The sequence below is a fragment of the Pararhodobacter oceanensis genome, from assembly GCF_003076755.1.
GTDB lineage: Bacteria > Pseudomonadota > Alphaproteobacteria > Rhodobacterales > Rhodobacteraceae > Pararhodobacter > Pararhodobacter oceanensis.
This window is the reverse complement of the sequence record NZ_QDKM01000018.1, coordinates 1-21,200: the sequence shown is the minus strand read 5'-3', so window position 1 is coordinate 21,200 and position 21,200 is coordinate 1. Positions and strand designations below refer to the sequence as shown.

General features: G+C 60.5%; 20 protein-coding genes and 1 pseudogene. 7 read left to right on the top strand and 14 right to left on the bottom strand.

The features are described from left to right. Positions 1-105: 105 nt before the first annotated feature. The gene (locus tag DDE20_RS18500) at positions 106-603 is read left to right on the top strand and encodes an outer membrane protein (protein ID WP_116560000.1); all 498 of its coding nucleotides are present in this window, start codon (positions 106-108) and stop codon (positions 601-603) included. A gap of 87 nt (positions 604-690) precedes the next feature. Here the strand turns inward: DDE20_RS18500 and DDE20_RS18495 are convergent, their stop codons facing one another. After that, positions 691-1,422 (bottom strand): GntR family transcriptional regulator, encoded by a 732-nt coding sequence (locus tag DDE20_RS18495; protein ID WP_116559999.1) that lies wholly within the window; start codon positions 1,420-1,422, stop codon positions 691-693. Between the two features lie 84 nt (positions 1,423-1,506). Here DDE20_RS18495 and DDE20_RS18490 point away from each other — a divergent pair, with 84 nt between their 5' ends. The 5 genes from DDE20_RS18490 (at position 1,507) to DDE20_RS18470 (ending at position 6,623) form a co-directional block, all read left to right on the top strand. After that, positions 1,507-2,472 carry a hydroxymethylglutaryl-CoA lyase gene (locus tag DDE20_RS18490; protein ID WP_240608267.1) on the top strand — a complete coding sequence of 322 codons (966 nt, stop codon included), beginning with the start codon at positions 1,507-1,509 and terminating at the stop codon, positions 2,470-2,472. After that, entirely contained in the window at positions 2,469-3,638 is a 1,170-nt protein-coding gene (locus DDE20_RS18485) for a CaiB/BaiF CoA transferase family protein (protein WP_116559998.1), read from the top strand. Before DDE20_RS18490 ends, DDE20_RS18485 begins: the two co-directional genes overlap by 4 nt. A 62-nt stretch (positions 3,639-3,700) precedes the next feature. Beyond that, complete coding sequence (locus DDE20_RS18480; RefSeq protein ID WP_116559997.1) at positions 3,701-4,699, top strand: TRAP transporter substrate-binding protein; 999 nt, start codon at positions 3,701-3,703, stop codon at positions 4,697-4,699. A gap of 131 nt (positions 4,700-4,830) precedes the next feature. Further along, positions 4,831-5,346: a TRAP transporter small permease gene (locus tag DDE20_RS18475; protein WP_165814577.1), complete on the top strand. Its 516-nt coding sequence runs from the start codon at positions 4,831-4,833 to the stop codon at positions 5,344-5,346. Further along, on the top strand, positions 5,334-6,623 hold the full coding sequence (locus tag DDE20_RS18470) for a TRAP transporter large permease (protein WP_116559995.1): 1,290 nt from the start codon (positions 5,334-5,336) through the stop codon (positions 6,621-6,623). Before DDE20_RS18475 ends, DDE20_RS18470 begins: the two co-directional genes overlap by 13 nt. Before the next feature lie 113 nt (positions 6,624-6,736). Here the strand turns inward: DDE20_RS18470 and DDE20_RS18465 are convergent, their stop codons facing one another. The 7 genes from DDE20_RS18465 to DDE20_RS18435 form a co-directional block, all read right to left on the bottom strand. After that, positions 6,737-7,390, bottom strand: coding sequence for an ABC transporter ATP-binding protein (locus DDE20_RS18465; protein ID WP_116559994.1), 654 nt, complete (start codon positions 7,388-7,390; stop codon positions 6,737-6,739). Beyond that, complete coding sequence (locus DDE20_RS18460; RefSeq protein WP_116559993.1) at positions 7,387-8,163, bottom strand: ABC transporter permease; 777 nt, start codon at positions 8,161-8,163, stop codon at positions 7,387-7,389. The genes DDE20_RS18465 and DDE20_RS18460 overlap by 4 nt, the downstream gene beginning before the upstream one ends. Further along, positions 8,160-9,248 carry a KpsE/RkpR family capsule polysaccharide export protein gene (locus tag DDE20_RS18455; protein WP_116559992.1) on the bottom strand — a complete coding sequence of 363 codons (1,089 nt, stop codon included), beginning with the start codon at positions 9,246-9,248 and terminating at the stop codon, positions 8,160-8,162. The genes DDE20_RS18460 and DDE20_RS18455 overlap by 4 nt, the downstream gene beginning before the upstream one ends. 267 nt (positions 9,249-9,515) lie before the next feature. Further along, positions 9,516-11,597 (bottom strand): CDP-glycerol glycerophosphotransferase family protein, encoded by a 2,082-nt coding sequence (locus DDE20_RS18450; RefSeq protein WP_116559991.1) that lies wholly within the window; start codon positions 11,595-11,597, stop codon positions 9,516-9,518. An 11-nt stretch (positions 11,598-11,608) separates the two neighbouring features. Then, complete coding sequence (locus DDE20_RS18445) at positions 11,609-12,757, bottom strand: hypothetical protein (RefSeq protein WP_116559990.1); 1,149 nt, start codon at positions 12,755-12,757, stop codon at positions 11,609-11,611. Positions 12,758-12,773: 16 nt separating this feature from the next. Then, the gene (locus DDE20_RS18440) at positions 12,774-13,472 is read right to left on the bottom strand and encodes an SDR family NAD(P)-dependent oxidoreductase (RefSeq protein WP_240608264.1); all 699 of its coding nucleotides are present in this window, start codon (positions 13,470-13,472) and stop codon (positions 12,774-12,776) included. Then, on the bottom strand, positions 13,469-14,161 hold the full coding sequence (locus DDE20_RS18435) for an IspD/TarI family cytidylyltransferase (protein ID WP_116559989.1): 693 nt from the start codon (positions 14,159-14,161) through the stop codon (positions 13,469-13,471). Before DDE20_RS18435 ends, DDE20_RS18440 begins: the two co-directional genes overlap by 4 nt. A 365-nt stretch (positions 14,162-14,526) precedes the next feature. Between DDE20_RS18435 and DDE20_RS18430 the strand changes: the two are divergent. Next, positions 14,527-14,981, top strand: a pseudogene (locus tag DDE20_RS18430) (transposase). 130 nt (positions 14,982-15,111) lie between these two features. Here DDE20_RS18430 and pseI read toward each other — a convergent pair. Genes pseI through pseB form a run of 6 tightly spaced genes read right to left on the bottom strand, consistent with a single transcriptional unit; the run spans position 15,112 to position 20,652 of the window. After that, complete coding sequence (gene pseI, locus DDE20_RS18425; protein ID WP_116559988.1) at positions 15,112-16,158, bottom strand: pseudaminic acid synthase; 1,047 nt, start codon at positions 16,156-16,158, stop codon at positions 15,112-15,114. Positions 16,159-16,172: 14 nt separating this feature from the next. Beyond that, complete coding sequence (gene pseH / locus DDE20_RS19420) at positions 16,173-16,712, bottom strand: UDP-4-amino-4,6-dideoxy-N-acetyl-beta-L-altrosamine N-acetyltransferase (RefSeq protein ID WP_116559987.1); 540 nt, start codon at positions 16,710-16,712, stop codon at positions 16,173-16,175. 4 nt (positions 16,713-16,716) lie between these two features. Then, positions 16,717-17,820, bottom strand: a complete 1,104-nt coding sequence (pseG, locus tag DDE20_RS18415; RefSeq protein ID WP_116559986.1) for a UDP-2,4-diacetamido-2,4,6-trideoxy-beta-L-altropyranose hydrolase — start codon at positions 17,818-17,820, stop codon at positions 16,717-16,719. Then, positions 17,817-18,509: a pseudaminic acid cytidylyltransferase gene (gene pseF, locus DDE20_RS18410; RefSeq protein WP_116559985.1), complete on the bottom strand. Its 693-nt coding sequence runs from the start codon at positions 18,507-18,509 to the stop codon at positions 17,817-17,819. The genes pseG and pseF overlap by 4 nt, the downstream gene beginning before the upstream one ends. Next, positions 18,506-19,654, bottom strand: coding sequence for a UDP-4-amino-4,6-dideoxy-N-acetyl-beta-L-altrosamine transaminase (gene pseC, locus DDE20_RS18405; protein WP_116559984.1), 1,149 nt, complete (start codon positions 19,652-19,654; stop codon positions 18,506-18,508). Before pseC ends, pseF begins: the two co-directional genes overlap by 4 nt. Then, entirely contained in the window at positions 19,654-20,652 is a 999-nt protein-coding gene (gene pseB, locus DDE20_RS18400) for a UDP-N-acetylglucosamine 4,6-dehydratase (inverting) (protein WP_116559983.1), read from the bottom strand. Before pseB ends, pseC begins: the two co-directional genes overlap by 1 nt. Positions 20,653-21,200: the final 548 nt, after the last annotated feature.

Below are 21,200 nucleotides of genomic sequence, written 5' to 3'. Positions count from 1 at the left end.
CTCGACACCAAGTGATTTTAGAAACGAATTTATAGCGCACATTGCGAAACGCACTCCCCGTAATGAGATGCGAAACATCTCGCAGGGCGCGAAACGCACTACAATGTGAGGGCGGCACACCGCTTACAGACCAATTGGACCGGCTTTTACGGTGGTATCTTTGGCGGCTTTGGTCCGACCAATGTTCCGCTTGTCGGGCCGCTTGGCATTTCGATCGACACTCGCGCGCTGGGTCTGCGGGCCGGCTATATGCATGATTTCGGCCAATGGGTCGCGATTGGCGAAGTCAGCGCCGAGAACACCACGATTCCGGGCTTTCCGCTTCCGGCCGGTTTCAACATCCGCCGCTATTCGATCGACGCGATGCTTGGCTATGACGCGGGCAATATCATGCCCTTCGTCGGCATTGGCGCAGCGCAGGGCCGTCTGACCACCCCTGGTCCGTCGATCACCGGTTCCGGCCCCTCGCTTTCGGTGGGTCTGGCCTATCGCCCGACCGAGCATGTCATGCTGGACGCGCGGGTTCGCTATACCCGCTATACCCCGTTCGGCGTCCGGTTGGACAACACCACCTTCACGCTGGGTATCAGCTGGCACCAGTAAGAGACTGCAAAATCGCATTTGGAAACGCCTGCTCTTTGAGCGGGCGTTTTCTTTTTGCCCGTGATCACCGCGTCGATCAGCCCCCTGTCAGGCGCGGTCGATGATATCGACGCCGCGCGCGCGCAGACCGGCGCGGCTGCGCTGCGAGAGCGATTCGGCCAGAATATCGCGCAGCCCTCGGCCATGTTCCTTGAGCGCTTCGGCGGCCTGTTCGGGGCGGTTCAGCTCGATCAGGCGCAGGATCTGGCTGTGCTCGTCATGGGCCTCGTCGCGGGCCGAGGGCAGCGAGCACATGATCCAGCGCGCGCGCTCGATCCGTGTCAGGATATCGGTGACCGCGCGCACCAAAAACCGGTTGCGCGAGAGTTCCGCCAGCAGGATGTGAAAATCCGAGCCGATCTCGAACCACGCCGCCGCGTCGGCCCCCTGTCGTCCGGCATCGAGGATCTTTTGCAAGCGGGTGATATCGGCCTTGGTCGCATGCTGGCAGGCGAGCTGCGCGACGGCGGCTTCGATATGCTCGCGGTATTCAAAAGCCTCAAGGATTTCAGCCAGTTCCAGCGATGTCACCCGCATCACGCGCCCCTTGCGCTGGATCAGCCCCTCGGTCTCCAGCCGCAGCACAGCCTCGCGGATCGGGGTGCGCGAGGCGCCCAGCATCCCCTCGAGCGCGCGTTCGGATAGCCGCTCACCGGGCAAGAGATCCAGCGTCAGGATCGCTGCGCGTAACCGCGTATAAACATCCGCACCTTGGGCCGGGTTCGCGGTGGAGTCAGTTCCAGTTTCGGGGCCAGTTTCGGGGTCGTTTTCAGGTGGCATATCGCTCCAATATTTGCTCTCTTGATTGGTATACCATAATGGCGTACCAAACTGAAGACTTTCGACTGGGAGGCCGAAATCTCGATGACTGCCATGCTCCGCCCAATGCGCGACGGGTTCCCGGACCGCGTCCAGATTGTCGAGGTCGGCACCCGCGACGGGTTTCAATCCGTTAACAAATGGATACCGACTTCGACCAAAGCAGCAACCCTCAAGGCGATGATCGCGGCGGGGCTGCGGGTGTTTGAAGTGACCTCATTTGTCTCGCCGCGCGCGGTGCCGCAACTGCGCGACGGGGCGGAAGTGCTGGCGCAATTGGGCCAGCCCGCGGGCGTCACCCTCACCGCGTTGGTTCCGAATTTGCGGGGCGCCGAGGCGGCGATTGCGGCAGGCGTCGATGCGCTGGTGGTGTTTGTCTCGGCCTCGGAAAGCCACAACCAAAAGAACCTGAACCGCAGCCGCGCGAGCAGTCTGGCACAGATCGAGACGGTTTGCACCCATGCTGCCGAGGCGGGCGCGAGGGTGCAGGGCGCGATTGCCACTGCCTTTGGCTGCCCTTTCGAGGGCGAGGTGCCGATGGCCGAGGTGGTCGATATCGCCCAGCGCCTGCATGCGATGGGCATTCGGCGGCTGACGCTGGGCGACACCACCGGCATGGCGACGCCGCCCTTGGTGCAAGAGCGGGTGCAGGCCCTGCGCGCGGCGCTGCCCGATCTCGAGATCGCGCTGCATTTCCACAACACCCGCGGCGTCGGGCTGGCCAATGTGATGGCCGGTCTCGCCGAGGGGATCTGGATCTACGAATCCTCGATCGCGGGCCTCGGCGGTTGCCCCTTTGCGCCCGGCGCCACCGGCAATATCTGCACCGAGGATCTGGTGTATCTGCTGGAAGAATGCGGCATCGAGACCGGCGTTGACCTTGAGGCGCTGTGCCACGTGGCGCGCGAGGTCGAGGCGGCGCTTGGCACCACACTGCCGGGCCAGGTGATGAAAGCCGGACCACGGCTGCAAACCTCGGCAGTCGATAGCGTCAGGACGGCCTGCGGATGACACAAGATTTGCGCAAACCGCTGGACGGGATCCGCGTGGTTGATCTGACGCGGGTGCTTTCGGGGCCGTTCTGCTCGATGCTTCTGGGCGACATGGGCGCCGAGGTGATCAAGGTCGAGCCGCCCGAGGGTGGTGATCCGGTGCGCCAACAGGGCGGGATGCAGGACGGGCTGAGCTGGTATTTCGCCTCGTTCAACCGCAACAAGAAATCCGTCACCCTGAACCTGCGCGACGCGGGCGATATGGCGCTGCTGCGGCAATTGATCGAAGGCGCCGATGTGCTGGTGGAGAATTACCGCCCCGGCGTGTTGGACAAAATGGGGCTGGATGCCACGACGCTGGAGCAATTGAACCCGCGCTTGGTGACCTGTTCGATCAACGGCTTTGGCAGCAGCGGCCCCTATGCCGACCGTCCGGCCTTTGATTTCATCACCCAAGCGATGAGCGGCTTCATGAGCGTCAATGGCGGTGCCGACCAACCGCCCCTGCGCAGTGGCCAGCCGATTACTGATCTGCTCGCCGGTCTCTATGCCGCTTATGGCGCGGTCAATGCGCTGCGCGCGCGCGAGTTGAACGGGCGCGGCCAGCAGGTCGAAAGCGCGATGATGAACGGCATCCTGTCGTTCATGGCCTATCTGGCCTCGGAGCATCTGCTGACCGGCGAAATCCCCGCGCGCACCGGCAATGACCACCCGCTGGTCGCGCCCTATGGGCTGTTTCGCGCCCGTGATGGCGAGGTCGCGGTGGCGGCGAGCAACGATATGGTGCTGCGCCGCTTCATGCGCTGTCTGGAGCTGGAGCATCTGCTGGAAGACCCGCGGTTTGACGAGAACGCCAAGCGCACGGCGCGCCGCAATGAGCTGAACACGCTGATTGACGGCCGCATGGTGCAGGACACGCAGGCGGCATGGATCGAGCGGCTCAATGCCGCCGGTGTGCCCAGCGGGCGGGTGCAAAATCTGGCCGAGGCGCTGCGCGATCCGCAGGTGATGGCGCAGGAGATGGTGATCGACGTGCCCCATCCCGGGCGCGGTGCGGTGCGCATGCTGGGCTTTCCGGTGAAACTGAGCGAGACGCCCTGCGAGGCGCATCTGCCGGCACCGGAACTGGGCCAGCACAATGATGAAATCCTCGGCCCTCTGCGGGGGCTACAGGGCCAGAGCTAACCAGAAAACGAGACGACCAGATCGCCCCGGCTTGCGGGGTGTGCTTTGAGGGAGGAGACGAAATGACTATTGCAAAACGAGGGTTCAGCGCGTTCGCCGCATTGGCCACCGGCTTGTGTCTTGCCGCCACGATGGCGCAGGCCGAGCAAATCGAGATCCACAACACGATGAGCGCCGGCGGCTCGGAGGAAGCCGCGATCACCCGCTTTACCGAGATCCTGGAAGAGCGCGCTCCGGGCCGGTTTGACATCGCGCCCTATCTTGGCGGGCAACTCGGTGACGAGACCGATATTCTGGAACTGCTCAATCTGGGCCAGACCCAGATGGCGCTGACCGGCGGGCTGTTCATGGGCCAATATGCCGCCGAATATGACGCAGTATCGGTGCCCTTCGTGTTCCCCAATTGGGACTCGGTCGAGCATTACGTGATGGAGACCGACTCGGGCCTCGCGATGCAGGCGCAATCGCGCGAGCGTGGCAATCTGGTCTACCTTGGGCCGCAGATGCGCGCCTTCCGCCATATGACCTCGAACCGCGAGATCCATACGCCCGAGGATCTGCACGGGCTGCCGATGCGCCTGCCGCAGGTGCCGGTCTGGGTCGATGTCTGGAGCGAGCTGGGCGTGCAGCCGATTGTGATTCCGGCGCCGGACATCTATTTCGCCATGCGCACCGGTCAGGTCGAGGCGCATGAGAACAGCCTTGCCTCGCCCTACACCCGCCAGATGTGGGAGGTGCAGGACTATATCATCACCACCGCGCATCTGTCGTTCCCCTGGCATTGGGTGGCCTCGGCGCGCTGGTGGGACAGCCTCACCGAGGATGACCAGTCGCTGATCCGCGAAGCCGTCGCCGAGGCGCGTGCGCATGGGTTCACCGTCGAGCAAGAGCGTGACGATTATTACCGCGCGCAGCTGATCGAGAACGGCATGAGCTTTATCGACGTGGATCAAGCGCCGTTCCGCGCTGCCGCCGCGCCCGCCGTGCAACGCGCGCTGGCCGATATGGCCGAGGGTGTCACCCAAGACATTCAGGCCGCGATCGACGCAACCGCAAACTGAGTGGCGGCAAACTGAGTGCCGGCGAACTGAGTGGCAACGCTTTGAGTGACGACACTGAGTGACACTTTGGCCGGGCCGGTCTATCGGTCCGGCCATGACTGGTCTGTCGCGGCGCTGATCCGGGGGGCATGATGGGATTTGCACAACTCGAGGCCGGGTTCGCCCGGATCTTGGAACTGATATCAATGGCGCTGATGATGGCGCTGGTGGCGGTGATCACCTATGCGGTTCTGGGCCGTCAGGTGTTCCATCTGCCGGTGGCATGGTCCGAAGAGGTCGGCGCCGGACTGCTGGCCTGGATGGTGCTTCTGGGCTCGGCTGCGGCCTGGTATCACCGGCGGCATCTGGTGATCGACGTGGTGCTGCGGCGGCTCAACCGGCGCTGGCTGCGCGGGTTTTGCATCTTTATCGAGATCGCCGGACTGCTGTTGCTGGTGGTGGCCTTCTGGGGCTCGCAATCGATGATGCGGGTCAGCGTGCATAACTCGACCACCGCGCTCGGCGTCTCTTACAGCTTTTTATATCTGGCACTGGTGATCGGGCTCGGCGCGATGATCCTGTTCAGCATCGCGCAGCTGCTGCGTTTGATCCGCGGCGATGAGGCCGCGCTGCCGAACTACGAGTCGGAGGGCGAATGGAATACCTGATCATCTTTTTCGGCGTGATGGTGGTGCTTTTCGCCATCGGCGTGCCGATTGCCATCTCGATCGGGCTGACCTGCCTGACCGTGCTGGTGCTGCGCGACGGGATCACCGCGATCCCCGCCGAGCTCTTTGCCCTGCAGATCATGCGCGGGCTCAACAACTTCCCGATCCTCGCAATCCCGTTCTTCATCTTTGCCGCGGCGATCATGAATGTCGGCACGGTGGCGATGCGGATTTTTGATTTTGCCAATGCGCTGGTCGGCTCGGTGCGTGGCGGGCTGGGCCATGTGAATGTGCTGGCCTCGATCCTGTTTTCCGGCATGTCCTCGACCGCCGTGGCCGATGTCGCGGGGCTGGGGCAGTTGGAGCTCAAGGCGATGCGCGAGCGCGGCTATCCGCGCAGTTTTGCGGTGGGTATCACCGGCGCCAGCGCGGTGATCTCGCCAATGATCCCGCCGTCGATTGCGCTGGTGGTTTACGGCTGGCAATCGGGCACCTCGGTGGCGGCGATGTTCCTCGCCGGGCTGGTGCCGGGGCTGATGGTCGGCGCGGCCTTCATGGTGACCAGTTTCGTGATGTCCTTCTGGCTGCCGATGCCGCTCTCGCCACGTCCGGCGCTGCCCGAGACCGCGCGGCTGTTCTGGCGCGCATTGCCGCCCCTGCTGACGCCGGTGATCATCGTCGGCGGCATCTGGACCGGCATGTTCACCCCCACCGAGGCCGGTGCCATCGCCTGTGTCTACGCGCTGTTTCTCAGCACCGTGGTCTACCGCGAGATGACCTTTGCGCTGCTGATGGACGTCTTGGCCAGCACCGTGCGGTTCTCCTCGATCATCCTGTTCATCATCGGCATCGCGACATTCTACGGCTGGCTCTTGGTGCGGCTGCGCATTCCGCAGGAACTGGCGATGACCATCGCCTCGCTGGACGTCGGCAACACCACGATCATGCTGGCCATCGTGCTGTTTTTCTTGGTGATCGGCTGCTTCATGTCGGTGGTCGAAGCGATCCTGATCTTCACCCCGATCTTCATGCTGACGATTCAGGCCTTGGGCATTGATCCGGTCTATTTCGGCGTGCTGATGGTGCTGACGCTCTCCTGCGGGGTGATCACCCCGCCGTTCGGCAATGTGCTGTTCGTGCTCGCCGAGATCACCGGCATGCCCTTCGAGAAAGTCTCGCTAGCGGTGGTGCCCTTCCTGCTACCGATCCTCGCGGTGATCGGGTTGACCCTGTTCTTCCCCCAAATCGCCACCTTCCTGCCCGCGCTGGTGCTGTGATGTCGGGGGAATGACGAGAAAGCAAAGGGCGGGGCGGTGTTAAACACGCCCCGCCCTTTTGATGTCGCAGATGATCGATGTATGCCCGTTCCGGCGTCGAAGCCTTTCGCGCCTTACCTGCAGACCGTCTTGTAGTCTTTGATCAGCTCTTCGATGTCGTCGTATTCATAGAGGTTCCGGTCCCAGAGCAGCATCCCGGCCTGACAGTATTTGCGGATGGTGGTCTCGGAGTGGGAGATCATGATCACGCGGGAGGTGGCCAGACGGCCGAGCAATGCCTCGTCGCATTTGCGTTTGAACCGCGCGTCGCCGACCGAGGTGACCTCGTCGATCAGATAGGTGTCGAAGCTGATCGCCAGTGACAGCCCGAAGGCCAGCCGCTGTTTCATACCCGTCGAATAGGTCGAGACCGGCATTTCCATACTCTTGCCGATCTCGGCGAAATCTGCCGCCGCCTCGAGCACTTCGGCGGTGTTCTGCCCATAGGTGCGGGCGACGAACAGCACGTTCTCGCGCCCCGTCATCGTGCTGTTGAACCCGCCGCTGAACCCCAGTGGCCAGGACACCATGCCTTGACGCTCGACCCAGCCCGAGGTCGGTAGATCCGCCCCCGAGACCATCCGCATCACGGTGGATTTCCCCGCTCCGTTATGCCCCATCAGCGCATAGTTGACGCCCGCCTCGAACACCGCATTCGAGCGATCCAGCACATGATGGCGGCCACCGTAGGAGGGGTAGGATTTGCTCAGATCGTGAAACCGGATCATTTCCGCATCTTCCGTGTGAACCGCTCGGCAAACATCGCGACGACCAGAACGCCGCCGATGGCAAAACCGATAAACAGCGGGTCGAGGATCTCGCTATGATAATCCGCATAGAACCCCATGCGGTTGATCTCGACCATATGGATGATCGGGTTCCACTTGATGATGCTGATCGCCTCGGGGGGCAGCATCGAGGGCACATAGAAGGTGCCGGACATGAACAGAAGCGGGCGCCCGAAGAGCTTTTCGAAATGCTGCCAAGAGCTGAAGAAACTATAGATCACCGCATTGATCATGCCGATCCCAAGGCCGAACAGCCCGATCATGACAAAGGCCAGAATCACCAGTTCAGGCCGCCACGGGATGGCGCCGTAGCCGGTCAGATACAGCGAGGTGTAAAACAATGCGCCGACCAGAACATGCACCGAAGAGACCAGCAGAAGCCGCGCGATCACCGTGTCGGTGGTCTGCACCGGCGGATAGGCAAACAGGCTCTTGTTGGAGCTGAACGACCGCATCAGGCTGACCGAGAGCTTGTTGAAATACTCCTGACAGAGCAGGCTTGTGGCAAAGAACAGGCCCAGACTTTCGCCAAACGGGGCACCGCGACCGATCAACACAAAGATGATGATCAAAAAGCTGAGGGTCACCGCCGGCTGCAACACCGCCCAGAGATAGCCCCAATGGGAGGTGCCGAAGGCCATGCGCGATTCCCGCAGCATCAGCGCCCAGATAACATGGGCATTAATGACAATCGGGCGGCGGGCGCTGATCATTTCTGGTGGTCCCGGACCATCTGGATCACGAAAGAGGCGATCGCCCAGATCAGGGTAATCGCGACAAATGCGATCAGCACGTTGATGATGCGGCGTGGATAGGCGGCTTCCTCGGCGGCATAGGGCTCGGCGAATACTGCAAGATAGCGCTGCTGGCGGTCCGCCTCGCGGCGCGCGCCCTCCATGCTTTCGAGCATTGCCATATAGCGCAGTTTGGCGATCTCGACCCCGAGCGCGAGTTCCTCATAGTCATTCATGATCTCGGCGGTGATCGTGCCGCCGCTGGACTGGGTGTCGCTGATCCCTTCGCGAAGCTGGTCGCGCTGCATCTCCAGTGCGATGATCCGCCGGCGCAATTGCTCGGCGTTGAAATCCTGATGCGGCCGCTCGCTGAGCACCGAGAGATTGGCGCGTTCTTCCATGATGATCCGGTTCAACTCGAACACCAGCATATCGTCGCGGTTGGCGCTCATGCTGGGGTCGGCGATCCGGTTCTCCACACGGAATGCGGTGAGCAGCGCTTGTGCCTCGTTTAATTTGACCTCGGCCACCTCGAGTTCCCGCAGGGCGAAATCATAGGAGGTCATCCGCGCCGAACGCGACAGATCGTTCACGAAATTGCGGATATGCTCCATGACGAAATCGGCCAGAACCTTTGCCTCATCGGCGGTATAGGCCTGCACCTCAAGCGTCAGAATGCCGGTGGTGTGGTCATAGGTGCTGAGCGCGCGGCGGTTCCAGTAGTCGATCTTATCCTCAAAGGTCGCATCCGCAGGCAGCCGCTGAAAGAGGTCGATGGTGTCGCGGCCAAAGAGGTTATGCATGCCGAATGCTTGGTCGATCTCGCGCACCAGATCGGGGGATTCGATATAGCGGCGGACGATATAGGAATCCGATTTCGTCGATCCCGACGAGACGCTTCCGGTCAGCGAATCCAGCAGCTCGCCACCGCCGCCACCGCTATTGCTGGTTGAGCTGCGCACCACGAAACTTGAGCCCGCCGCATAACGGTCGGTCGCGAACACGCTATAGATCGCAAACAGCGAGACCGGCAGGATCACAAACAGAAGGAAGGAATACAGCAATCTGCGCGAGCGCCTCTCGGCGGCGTGGCGCGGGGTCTTTCCAGCCGGAGCCGCGCGGATGGAGCCCGACGGCTTCGGGGGCTTTTTTGCCTCCGTGGATTTACTTGCTGGAGCCGGGTTTGCTTGCGCCACCTCAGACATATACCGCCTTCTTTTGAAAGAGTTTTCTAATACACGTGACTTGGGTTGCTGCTGTCTGACCGCCCGTCTTGATGTCGCATATCGGGGTGTGATGTTGCATGAGGTGGTTTGCCGCGCTGTCTGGACTTACGGCCACTCGGCAATCTGCCGAACCGCGTCGATAAACCTTGCGTCCGCCTCTCTACTGTCATCCCCGAAGGCGTATATGCGCATGGCGCTGCGCTGGTCGGCCAGGCTATCCGCCCCCAGTGCATCCTGCAGTTGGCTGTCGATATTGGACAGATCCGCCGCTACCTCGTAGCAGCCGCCAAGCGTCGGGAATTGCCGGTGCGGATCGTCGATCTGCCCATGCGGCATCACCACCGCCAATGGCCGGTTGGAATAGAGATAATCGCTCATCGTCGAGGAGATATCGGTGACCAGCATATCGGCGCGCGCATAGACCTCATTCGCGTCGACATTCATGTCGAGCGGCTTTGACCCGGTTTCCGCCAGCGCTGCAGTGATGCGCTTGCTGAGCTGCTTCCAATCAGGGTGCTTGTCGATCAGCGGATGCGGCTTGAACAGGATCTCTGCCTTGGGCGCCGCCCGCTGGATGGCGCGGATAATATCCGGGCCGCGGTCGAGTGAAGAGAGCCGCATATCCCCCTTTGCCCCGTACCAAGTTGGCATATAGGCGACGACCGGATCATCGTTCCACCCGTCCCGCTTGCCGACCTCACGCCCTTTGACCTGCGGCCGACCGACGTGGACGAAAGCTGTACTCGGGATGACCACGCCGTTGTTTTGATAACGGTCTTGGCCCAACTGTCCGGCGACGAAAACCTTGTCGTAGATCGCGGTGACCGGCGAGGAAGACGATGGCTTGTCGGAATCTCCATGCAAGAGTTGAACATGGATCAGCTCCGGAAAACGCTCGATCATCTCGAGATTGCGATGGCCGTTGTTGACGTAAAAAATCGCTCGGACCGAAGGCGTAATCGCATTTACATGGTGGTAGGCTTTGCTCGATAAGACCGCCTGAATCCCGTCTTCCCGCAATTGCGCTACATGATGCTCACTGGTGCAGATCGCATACCAAGGAACCCCGGAGGCATCGAGATGATGTGCCCACATGGTCACATGAAAGGGTGTTTCGAGAAAGTCTGCTGAGAAAAACACGGCTATCCGCGCGCGCGCATCACACGCGGCATCTATTGATGGTAGCGGAAGCTGTGGGGTAGTGTCCCTTTTGTCGAGCGCCTTTACGATAACACCATAGCTCTTGCCGTCTGCCTCAAGCGCGGCTGAGACCTGTGCATTAGCCTGGACTTCATCGTACATCCGTAGGTGTTTTGGTAAACGGCGAGCTTGCGCCAACTTTCCATCAAAATCGACCACCACGTGGTGAATATGGTGTTGAGAGACCATGTGCATCCCGATCGTCCCTGTCAGCAGGTGGTAGCATCGCGTTATTGGACCAACAGAATAGTCATCAATATCCGCCATCCGCCGGATCAGCCACGAAGCGCTGTAGCGCCTTTTGACCAGCGAGAACGACTTGCGTCCACGGCAGATGATACCGACCTGCTCGCCTTGGCCGTTGAGGTGCCGCATCAGTTTTTCAAGCGCCTCCAGACTCGCGCCGCTGGCGTTGGGGACTTGCACCAGCGCGGTGACACCCTCGCGCTCGGCCCAGGACAGGAACCGTTCGACCTCGGCCGCATGGACCGTATCCGACAGCGCAGCCCGTGAGTGCCAGACGACATAGCCGATAACCGCATTCAGCACCGCCAGCCCGAGGACAAGGAGGTAGCCCCAGCGAGACACCTCACCGGAGGTCAGCGCGGCAACGGCCATCAGCAGCCCTGCGAGGGTTATGACGATCCGCGATGCATAGATGATATGTGCAGCGCCCTTCAAACGTCGGTCCAGTGGCGTGGGCAGTGCCTCCCCGACCTCACCCCGTAGGCGTCCGGTGATCCGGGCCACAAGATGACTGGCCCCATAGCTTACCGCCAAGCCCAAAAGCAGCACTCCGGGCAGGATCGGCGAGACCGCGCCCGCCGAGGACAGCGTGACCACCGGAAGCACTGCAATCAGCGCCAAGAGCAGCAAGAGCACCGGCCTGGGCAATTTCGCAACCGGCTTCAGCTTGCGCATTTGGCCAATCGGGATCACCGGCAGAAGGGTGAGTGTGAGCGAAAGCAACAAAAGCACGATTGTCATCTGTGATCACCTCAGCCCCAAAAGCCGTTCTGCGAGATAATCTGCATCAGGCGCGCGAATCTGACGCTGCCTGTGGGGGACGCCAGATCGGGATGCGACACGGAGAACGCCGCCGCGCGATGCGCGTCGTCGATCTGCTCATGCTCATCGAGATAGGATTTCAGCAGGGCGGGTGCCTCACCCAGATTTTTGATCGCCTTACGCGCATAAAACGGCTCAACCCGCTTGGGAACCTTCACCCCGCGCGAGACGATCATATGCGGCAAACGCTCTTTGAGGCAGATCGCCTCCATCGCCGAGATATCGCACATACACAGCGCAACCGGCTCAATATCATCTTTGATGCTGATATTCTTCGCGCCGGTCAGCATGGCCAGCCGCACCGTCGCCGCGACCGCAAGATTGGCATCGGACAGATCAAAGACCACCTGACTGGAACGGCTCAGCTCGACGGCATCGCGCACCAACTGCTTGATCAACCCCTGTTTGAGCATGCCCAGATAGGGATGCGGGCGGATCACCACCCGGCTCAAACCGCGGATGCGCATCGCCCGCGCAACAATCTGCAACCCGTCAAAGCCGATCGAGCTGTAATTGTTGATATCGCCGCCAAAGCCTTCCCATGTCGGCGCATAGAGCACCGCCTCGCCGCCTTCGGGATCGGTGCGGTAGCCGTCCAAATTCTGCACGAAGGTATCACCGACCTGAATCAGGCGCCCCTCGTCTACATCTGCACGGCGGAAAATACCGCCGTCAATATAGCGGTCGATGGCGATATCACCGGCCACACAGATGTAGTCATAAAGCCGCGCCGCCGGACGGGCCGAGGCGCGCTTGTTGGATTCACCGTGCAACACGAGGATATGCTTATACGAGCGGTTGGCCACCGTATGCAAGTTGCCCTGACCGTTGAACGCATAGAAAACCGCGCCGCCCCGTTTCACCGGCAGCTTCTTGGCAACCTTGCCACCAACCTGCGTCACGTGGACCCCGTTGACACCCTGTTTCGGCAACAGCCCGAACGCGGTGCCCGGGCGTCGCCGCATAAACAGCGGCGTCATCTCGTTCGAGAAGACGTCTTGTGCATAGAACGGGGCGACCTGACGGACGGCAGAGGGAATGGGGCTGTCGATATAGACAGCCGCGCCGTGGTTGCTCATGGCAGGTCTCCGCCGCTTATCGGAACACGACGTTCTGATGCCGGATAATCTTGCCCTGATCGGACATCATGAAGCGAAGCCCGTCCGCAACCGCCGAGGGCTGCATGATCGTGGTCGGATCTTCGTCAGGTGCCAGTGTCTTGCGCAAATCGGTGGCGCAACGGCCCGGCGAAATGCGCAGAACCTCGGTGCCTTCGGGCGCGAATTCTTCTTGCATCGATTCCGACGCGGCCAGAATCGCGGCTTTCGACGCCGAATAGGTGGTCCAGTTCGGACGCCCGTTCATTCCGGCGGTCGAGGAGATATTAACGATATAGTCAAGCTTATGACCGCGGCGGCGCGCGTCACGCACGATCAGAATCGGCGCTTTAACGTTAACCTGCAGGGTCATATCCAGATCTTCTTCGGTGATATCATTATAACTGCAGGGCGCGGTGAAACCCGCGTTATTAATGATCGAGGTCAGCTTCAGGCCAAGCGCGTCGACGGTTTCAAACAAGGCGTTCTGAAAACCGGGTTGCCCCAGATCAGAAACGATCGTATGGACCGCTTTATTTCCGGCGATCCTTGCGACTTCTTGCTTTGCTTCATCCAAACGCTTGCCGTCGCGGGCCACGAGGACAATATTGTCAAACTCGCTATCCGGTTGCGAAAACGCCTGTGCGATGGCCAGCCCAATTCCGCGCGATGCGCCGGTGATCATCACTGTTTTCACGTCCGTGACTCCTCTTCCATGTATTTTTCTACAAACCAGAAATCTTCCGGCGATGTAATTTTGATATTTTTAGCATAGCCGGGAAGCGCAACCACCTCAGCGCCAGCCATCTCACTAATCAATACCGCGTCCTCAGTAAACTCGAAACCGGCGGCTTTCGCCTTCAGATGAGCCTTTAAAAGCGTATCACGGCAGAACTTTTGCGGAAGCTGGATGTTAAACACTTGTTTTCGCGGAATATTTCGTGAAACCATGCCCGTGTGAGCGTCGATCTCGCACATCGAAAACGGAATCGGTGAAAACAGACCGGCATTTTTGCAAGTCTCTTTCAAGAGCGCGTCAATCATATGCGAGTCGACCAAAGGCCGCGCCGCTTCATGCACAATAACCGTGTCATGTCTGGCGGCCTCAGCCAGCATGCAAACCGACTCCTGCCGCGTCTCACCACAGGGAATAACCGACACCGGCTTATTGGTGACGAAAGCCTCGCAGAGTTCATGGGTGCGCGAGAAATAACCTTCCGGCGCATTCACCACAATATCGGAAATCTCGGGATGCGCATTCGCCAGCCGCAAAGAATAGGCGACCAATTCGATGCCCTTTACCTTGCGAAACTGCTTGGGCTCCCAGTACCCAGAGCGTGACCCGACGCCCCCTGACAACAGGAGAAAAGAAACTCCACCCCTCACGAATTACACCCTTCATGCCCCAGATTGCCGATCTTCCGCCGCCAATCACGCCCTTTTGAATGCACCATACGGTTGTGGTTAATTTTCTACAACACCGTTTTGTAGCGTCGCAATCCCAAAAAGCAACCACCCCGCAAGAACGCTAAATTCTTGCGCATACTTTAGTAACTTTATGAGGCGCGAATTTACGCGCCCCCACGCCCCGCGACCTTTTGCCACACCAACCGAAAGCGCCCCAAAAAAGATCGCCTTGCGCTCTGCGGTGATTGACCTGCCACGGGATTTTTCCTCCATTTGGGATTAGGATCAGGACCCATTGATTTTAAGTTGTCGGTATGATTCGCGATTGGATAACGAGCGGTGGCATGCCTGATCTCTTCTGGTTGAGCGACGCGCAAATGGCGCGTCTGGCGCCCTATTTCCCCTAGTCCCACGACAAGCCATGGGGCGATGATCAGGGGTGTTGAGTAGTATTATTTTCATCAACCGCAATGGCTTACGCTGGCGGGATGCGCCCAAGGTATACGGTCCGCACAAGGCGCTTTACAACCGTTGGAAGCGGTGGAGCGACAAAGGCATACGCCCATGCGCCCCCGGCCGAAAGCAGCGAAAGGTTCCCATCAACTACGGCAAGCGGCGTTACAAGCTGCGCAACCGCCCTCTCGGCAGATTTGCCTTGCATATCGCCTGCCGGGCAGTGATCGAGATCATGTTCGGCAGGCTCAAAGACTGGCGGCGTGTGGCGACCCGATACGACCGCTGCCCGAAGGTGTTCCTCTCTGCCATCATGCTCGCCGCCATCGCCATCTATTGGCTATGAGACCTGCGCCTAGGCTGCTTTTAGAGTGTGAAGTGATTATGAAAATCATTAGGTAAAAAGGCTCCGCCACTGCCGGAAGGCGACCATACCAAGTCGCCCAGAACCTTTTCCACATACTATTTCGGGATGCTTATCCTATGTCATTGGCCACAACTGGACTGTTCTGGCTAATGTCGCGGACCACTTTTCGTCCCAACAAACTTTGCAAGTGCTTCGGCGCCAGCCCGTAGCCGGGGCGGACGCTGCGGATGCAGTCCTCGGTGATGGTGTCGCCGGCTTTCATGTCCTTGACGAAATAGAGCGAGCGGCGGAATTTTACGTTGCTGCGTTCGCTGGATTTGCGGCCATAGTCGACGTGCCCCACGGCCTCCCATGCGGTGCGGGCGCTAGTGCAGAGGGCGGCGAACTCATTGGGTTCTAGGGAAAAACTGTCGTCCGGCCCGCCGCCTGCGCGGTCGAGGGTCATGTGTTTTTCGATAATGCAGGCGCCCAAGGCGACGCTGGCGGTGGCGGTGGTGTTGTCGAGCGTATGGTCCGAGAGGCCGACCGGCACGTCGAAGCGGGCGCGCATGTCATGGAGCGTGGCGAGGTTGTAATCCGCGGCGGGGGCGGGGTAGCCGGAGACGCAGTGCAAGAGTGCGAGTTCACGGCAGCCGCCTTCGCGCGCGGCCTCGACGGCCTCACTGATCTCGGCCAGATCGGCCATACCGGTGGAGATGATCATCGGCTTGCCCTTGGCGGCGACATAGCGGATCAGCGGCAGGTCCACGGCCTCGAAACTGGCGATCTTATAGGCGGGGGCGCCGAGGGATTCGAGCAGGTCCACCGCGGTCGGGTCAAAGGGCGAGGAGAACAGGGTGATCCCGCGTTTTGCAGCATGGGCGAAGAGGGCTTCGTGCCATTCCCACGGCGTATGCGCCCACTCATACAGATCGTAGAGCGTGTGCCCTGCCCAAAGGCCGTCGGTGATCTGGAAATCCGGCGCATCGGATTTGAGGGTGATCGTATCGGGGCGGTAGGTCTGGATCTTGACCGCATCGGCGCCTGCGGCATGGGCGGCGTCGATGATCTTTAGCGCTTGGTTCAGGTCGCCGTTATGGTTGGCAGAGATTTCGGCGATGACATAGGGGGGATGGCCGGGGCCGATCTGGCGGCCGGCGATACTGAACTCAATCATCTTTTTCTAGTTCCCTAACGGTTGAGAATTGTGACAAAATTTTCACGTGCACTTCGCCATTCGTGATCCATTATACTCAGCCGAACAATGTCCATGAATTCGCTATCCATTTTATGGTGCCCACGAAAAACGCCTTCTATCTGAAAGCCGAATTTCTGATGCAATTTTATAACGGCGTCGTTGAATGCCAGAACTTCGCAAGATAGCTTTCGTAGCTTCAAGGTAGTAAACACATGATCTAGCGCTAGAAACTCCATACGCGAACCCGTTCCCCGTGGTGCATCGGGGCTTGCGTAAAAGGCCCAAAAACAGTTTTCATTCGTTAAGTCGATCTGTGTGAAACCTACAACACCCAACGGTTCGTTTGACTTTTCATAAATGAAATATGCTTGATCGTCACGCGTGCGGATTTGAGACCACCAAGCTCGATGCTCTTGAGCGGTGATGTGGTGACGCGTATACATCTTTGACGCGACCTCGGGCGCATTCCGCCAAGATCTCATGAACTCCAAGTCGGTTTCAGTGATGTGCCGCAAGTTACCTATTGATGGCATACGATCACCTCCTGTGTTTCGCTGATGTTTGAAACAGTTGACCAGCGGCTTTATTGAGGCCTGTTCCATCGCAGATATCGGCGGCGGCGTTGGACATTGTGGCGAGGCGTTCGGGATTGGCGGCTTGGGCGATGGTTGCGGCAAGGGACTGCGCGAAATCGGGGGCGTTTAGGGGGGCGGGGGCGAGGCCGGCGCCGGCGGCAGCCATGGCCGAGGCGATGCCGGATTGGTTGGCGGCGGTTTCGATGATCAGCGAGGGCAGGCCGAGGCAGCAGCGCTCCCATGTGGTGGCGCCCGCCGCGCCGATGGCGAGGTCGGCTGTGGCCATGCGCGCGGCCATGTCGTTGACGTCAATGGCGATTTCGGTGCGGAAGGGCATGTCTTGGGCCAGCGCGCGGACGCTTTCCAGCGCGGGCGCATTGCGGCCCATGATCACGCTGATCGTCAGGTCTGGCGGCAGCGGGGCAGCGCGCAGCGCTGTGAGGATCGTCGAGGTCGCGTCCACGGCGTCAATGCCGCCCATCGAGATCATCAGGTTTTGCAGCCCACGGTGTGCGCGCGCGGCCAAGGCTTGGGCGCGGCGTTGGGCGAATTCGGGGCGCAGGAGCGCGTAGCGAGGGCCGGTCAGGCGGGTGCAATCCTCGGGGATGAGCCCGTCATAATCGGTGTCGGTCCGGCCAAGGTTTTGGTCCAGCAAGAGGTCACAGCGATGCTTCCGGTCGGCGAGATCGTCGATCACCATCAACCGTGTGTCCTTGGGGCAGGCGGCGTTTTGCCAACGGGTATCAAAGGCGTAATGATCCATCACCAGCCAATTGGGCGATGTTGCCAGCGCCGCCCGCGTCTCGGTGGAGTCTTGTGTCCAGTCCACACCCGCCCATGCGGCGTGCAGCGGCGGGCCTTCGGGGGCGGGGCCTTGAGGCGCGGGGAGAAGCGTCAGGTCGAACCCTTCGGCGGTGATCCGCGCGCCCATATGCCCGGGCAGGTCCCGGGTGATGAACTGGCAGGACGCTCCGGCCTCGCGCAGCGCCCGTGCCAAGGTCAGGCAGCGCATTACATGGCCGGTTCCGATCTCGATCGAGGCGTCGGCGCGGAAGGCGACCCTCATGGCGCATCATCCATTTGCAGGGCGCGCATGATCAACTCGGCGCGTTGCAGGTCGTCTTCGGTGTCGATGTCCTGCACGCGGTAGCGCGGCAATGGCAGACCCTGCGCGCCAGCGACGAAAACCCCCTTATGGTGCGTCCAGCTTTCGGCACGGCCCCAGTAGAATTGACCGGCATCATGCCATGCCTCTTCGAGGTCTTGCGAGCGGGTTTGCATCTGCGCGGGGTCGAACATCTCGACCGCGCCCGAGGCGCCACGCCGCAAGGCACGCTGGATCGGGAAGGCATAGGTGGTGACGCTGAGCACGAAGGGCGCGTCGGTCTCCTCCAGCCGCGCGCGGCCCGCACGCAGGTCATCCGCCCGCACAAAGGGCGAGGTCGCATAAAGACAGCAAACCGGGGTGCGCGCGGGCAGGTTCAAACGGGTGATCGCATCGGCGATGACCGGCACGGTTGGCGTGTGGTCGTCGGCAAGCTCGGCGGGGCGGCGAAACGGGGCCTCGGCGCCGCAGGACTGCGCAATGCTGGCGATTTCCTCGTCATCGGTGGAGACGATAATCCGCTCAAAACAGCCGCTGTCGATGGCCGCCTGAATCGGCCAGGCGATCATCGGGCGCCCGCAGAAGGCGCGGATATTCTTGCGCGGGATGCGCTTCGAGCCGCCGCGCGCAGGGATGACGCAGAGGCTCATGCAAGCGCCTTGGTGATTTCAGCGACAACCTGCGCCTGCTGGTCATCGGTGAGACCGGCGTGCAGGGGGATCGAGATGGCGCGGGAATAATAGTCCTCGGAGATCGGAAAATCACCGTCACCAAAGCCGAGATCGCGGTAATAGGGCTGCAGATGGACGGGGATGTAATGCAGGTTCACCCCGATACCGGCCGCGCGCAGCGCCTCGAACACCGCGAGGTGGCGGGTGGGGTCATCGAGCCGGATGATGTAGAGATGCCAAGAGGAATTGGCGCCCTCCATCCGCTTGGGCAGGCGCAGCGGCAGCCCTTCCAGCGCCGTGTCATATGCGTCGGCGAGGGCACGGCGGCGGGCGACGAAGTCATCGAGACGGGTCATCTGGCTGATGCCCAGAGCCGCCTGCATCTCGGTCATGCGGTAGTTCCAGCCGAGATCAAGCTGCTGGTAATACCACGGGCCGTCGGGGGCATGGGTCATTAGATCCGCATCGCGGGTGATGCCGTGGCTGCGCAGCCGGTCCATTTTCGCCGCAAGCCCCGCATCATTGGTCAGAGCCAAGCCGCCCTCGGCGGTGGTGATGATTTTCACTGGATGAAAGCTGAACACGGTGATGTCGGAATGGCTGCAATCGCCGACCCTCGTGCCAAGGTAATCGGCGCCGATGGAGTGGCTCGCATCCTCGATAATCTTGACGCCGTGGGCACGGGCAATCGGGGTGATCCGCGCCATATCGGGGGATTGCCCGCACATATGCACCGCGACGATGATCTTGGGCAGGCGGCCCTTGCGGGCGGCCTCGTCGAGCTTGGCTTGCAGCGCGTCGGGACAGATGTTGAATGTGTCGGGGTCGATATCGACGAAATCGACATCCGCCCCACAGTAGCGCGCGCAATTGGCCGAGGCGACGAAGGTGATCGGCGAGGTCCACAGCAGATCGCCCGGCCCCAAGTCCAAGGCCAGACAAGCAACATGCAGCGCCGAGGTGGCGGAATTGGTCGCGATGGCATGACTGGCACCGACGCGGCTCGCCACGGCGTTCTCAAACCGCTGCACCACCGGCCCCTGAGTCAAGAAATCCGAACGCAGCACCGCTTCGACGGCGGCAATATCCTCGTCACCGATAATCTGGCGACCGTAAGGGATCATCAAATCGCTCCGATCTTGTCGCGATGCGCGGCGATCCATTTGGCGAGGGCGTCTTTGCTCATCCAGTCAGGGTTGAGATCGCTGGTATAGACGAAATCCTCGGGCACTTTGCGGCCATCCTTGATCCGTGCGGGGTCGTTATACCAATGGTTGATCGCCGGCAGGATCTTGTAATGCTCATCGTATTCATAGGCATAGGGCGCGTCCTCGATACCGATCATCTGCTCGTGCAGCTTCTCGCCCGGACGGATGCCGACCACCTCATGACGCGCTTCGGGGGCGACGACATTGGCGATATCGGTGATCGTCATCGAGGGGATTTTCTTGACGTAGATCTCGCCGCCGATCATGTCCTCAAAGGCATGCCAGACCAGTTCAACGCCCTGTTCCAGCGAGATCATGAACCGCGTCATACGGCTGTCGGTGATCGGCAGCACGCCCTTGTCAGCGATGGACATGAAGAACGGGATCACCGAGCCGCGCGAACCCATGACATTGCCGTAGCGCACCACAGAAAACCGCGTGCCATGCTCGCCTGCATAGGCGTTGCCCGAGACAAACAGCTTGTCCGAGGCCAGTTTCGACGCGCCATAAAGATTGATCGGCGACGACGCCTTGTCGGTGGACAGCGCGACCACCCGTTTCACGCCCTTGTCGATCGCCGCGTCAATGACATTCATCGCGCCGTTGACGTTGGTCTTGATGCACTCGAAGGGGTTGTATTCGGCGGTCGGCACGATCTTGGTGGCGGCGGCGTGGACCACATAATCCACCCCGTCGAAGGCACGGTAAAGCCGCTCGCGGTCGCGCACATCACCAATGAAAAAACGCACGCGCGGATCGTCGCCATAGCCCTTGGCCATCTCCCATTGCTTCATCTCGTCACGCGACAGGATGATGACTTTCTTCGGATTGTAGCGCTTGAGCACCATCGGCAGGAAAGTCTGGCCAAACGACCCCGTGCCGCCGGTGATGAGGATGGTGGAGTTGGTGAGCATCATGGTGTCCTTGAGCTGCCGTGGCTTTACCTGACGTTTCTATGGGCTTATTAGCTCGCCATTCGACGCCTTTCCAGTGCTGCATTCTCTCATAAGGAGAAGGTACTGCACATAAGCAATGTTAATCTGTTTCCCCCCTTACTTGCAGAGAGCCATCCACGACCTCTGCGACGGGCGCAGCCGTTGGCTCTGGGGCCGCTCCACTACCAGCAACTCGATGCGTGGCAAACCCGCCGCATCATGGGCTTTATGATAGCCTCGACGCGGCTTCGCCTCCCCATTCTCCCGCTCAGGCAGGTGCGAGCAGGCATCGAGCCATCGGTCGGCAGCGTCGGGGATTCTTCTGACAACGCCCTCGCTGAAGCTATAAACGGTCACTACAAAACCGAGTTGCAGGCATCAGCGTATTTTCTTTCCGCTCTGACCTGCCCCCCGCGAGATCCCTCACTTTAATGTAGAGTTTGCTCAACCATGAAGGAGCAAACATATGCGAAAGAGCCGTTTTACTGAGTCGCAGATTATTGGGATGATTAAGGAGCAAGAAGCAG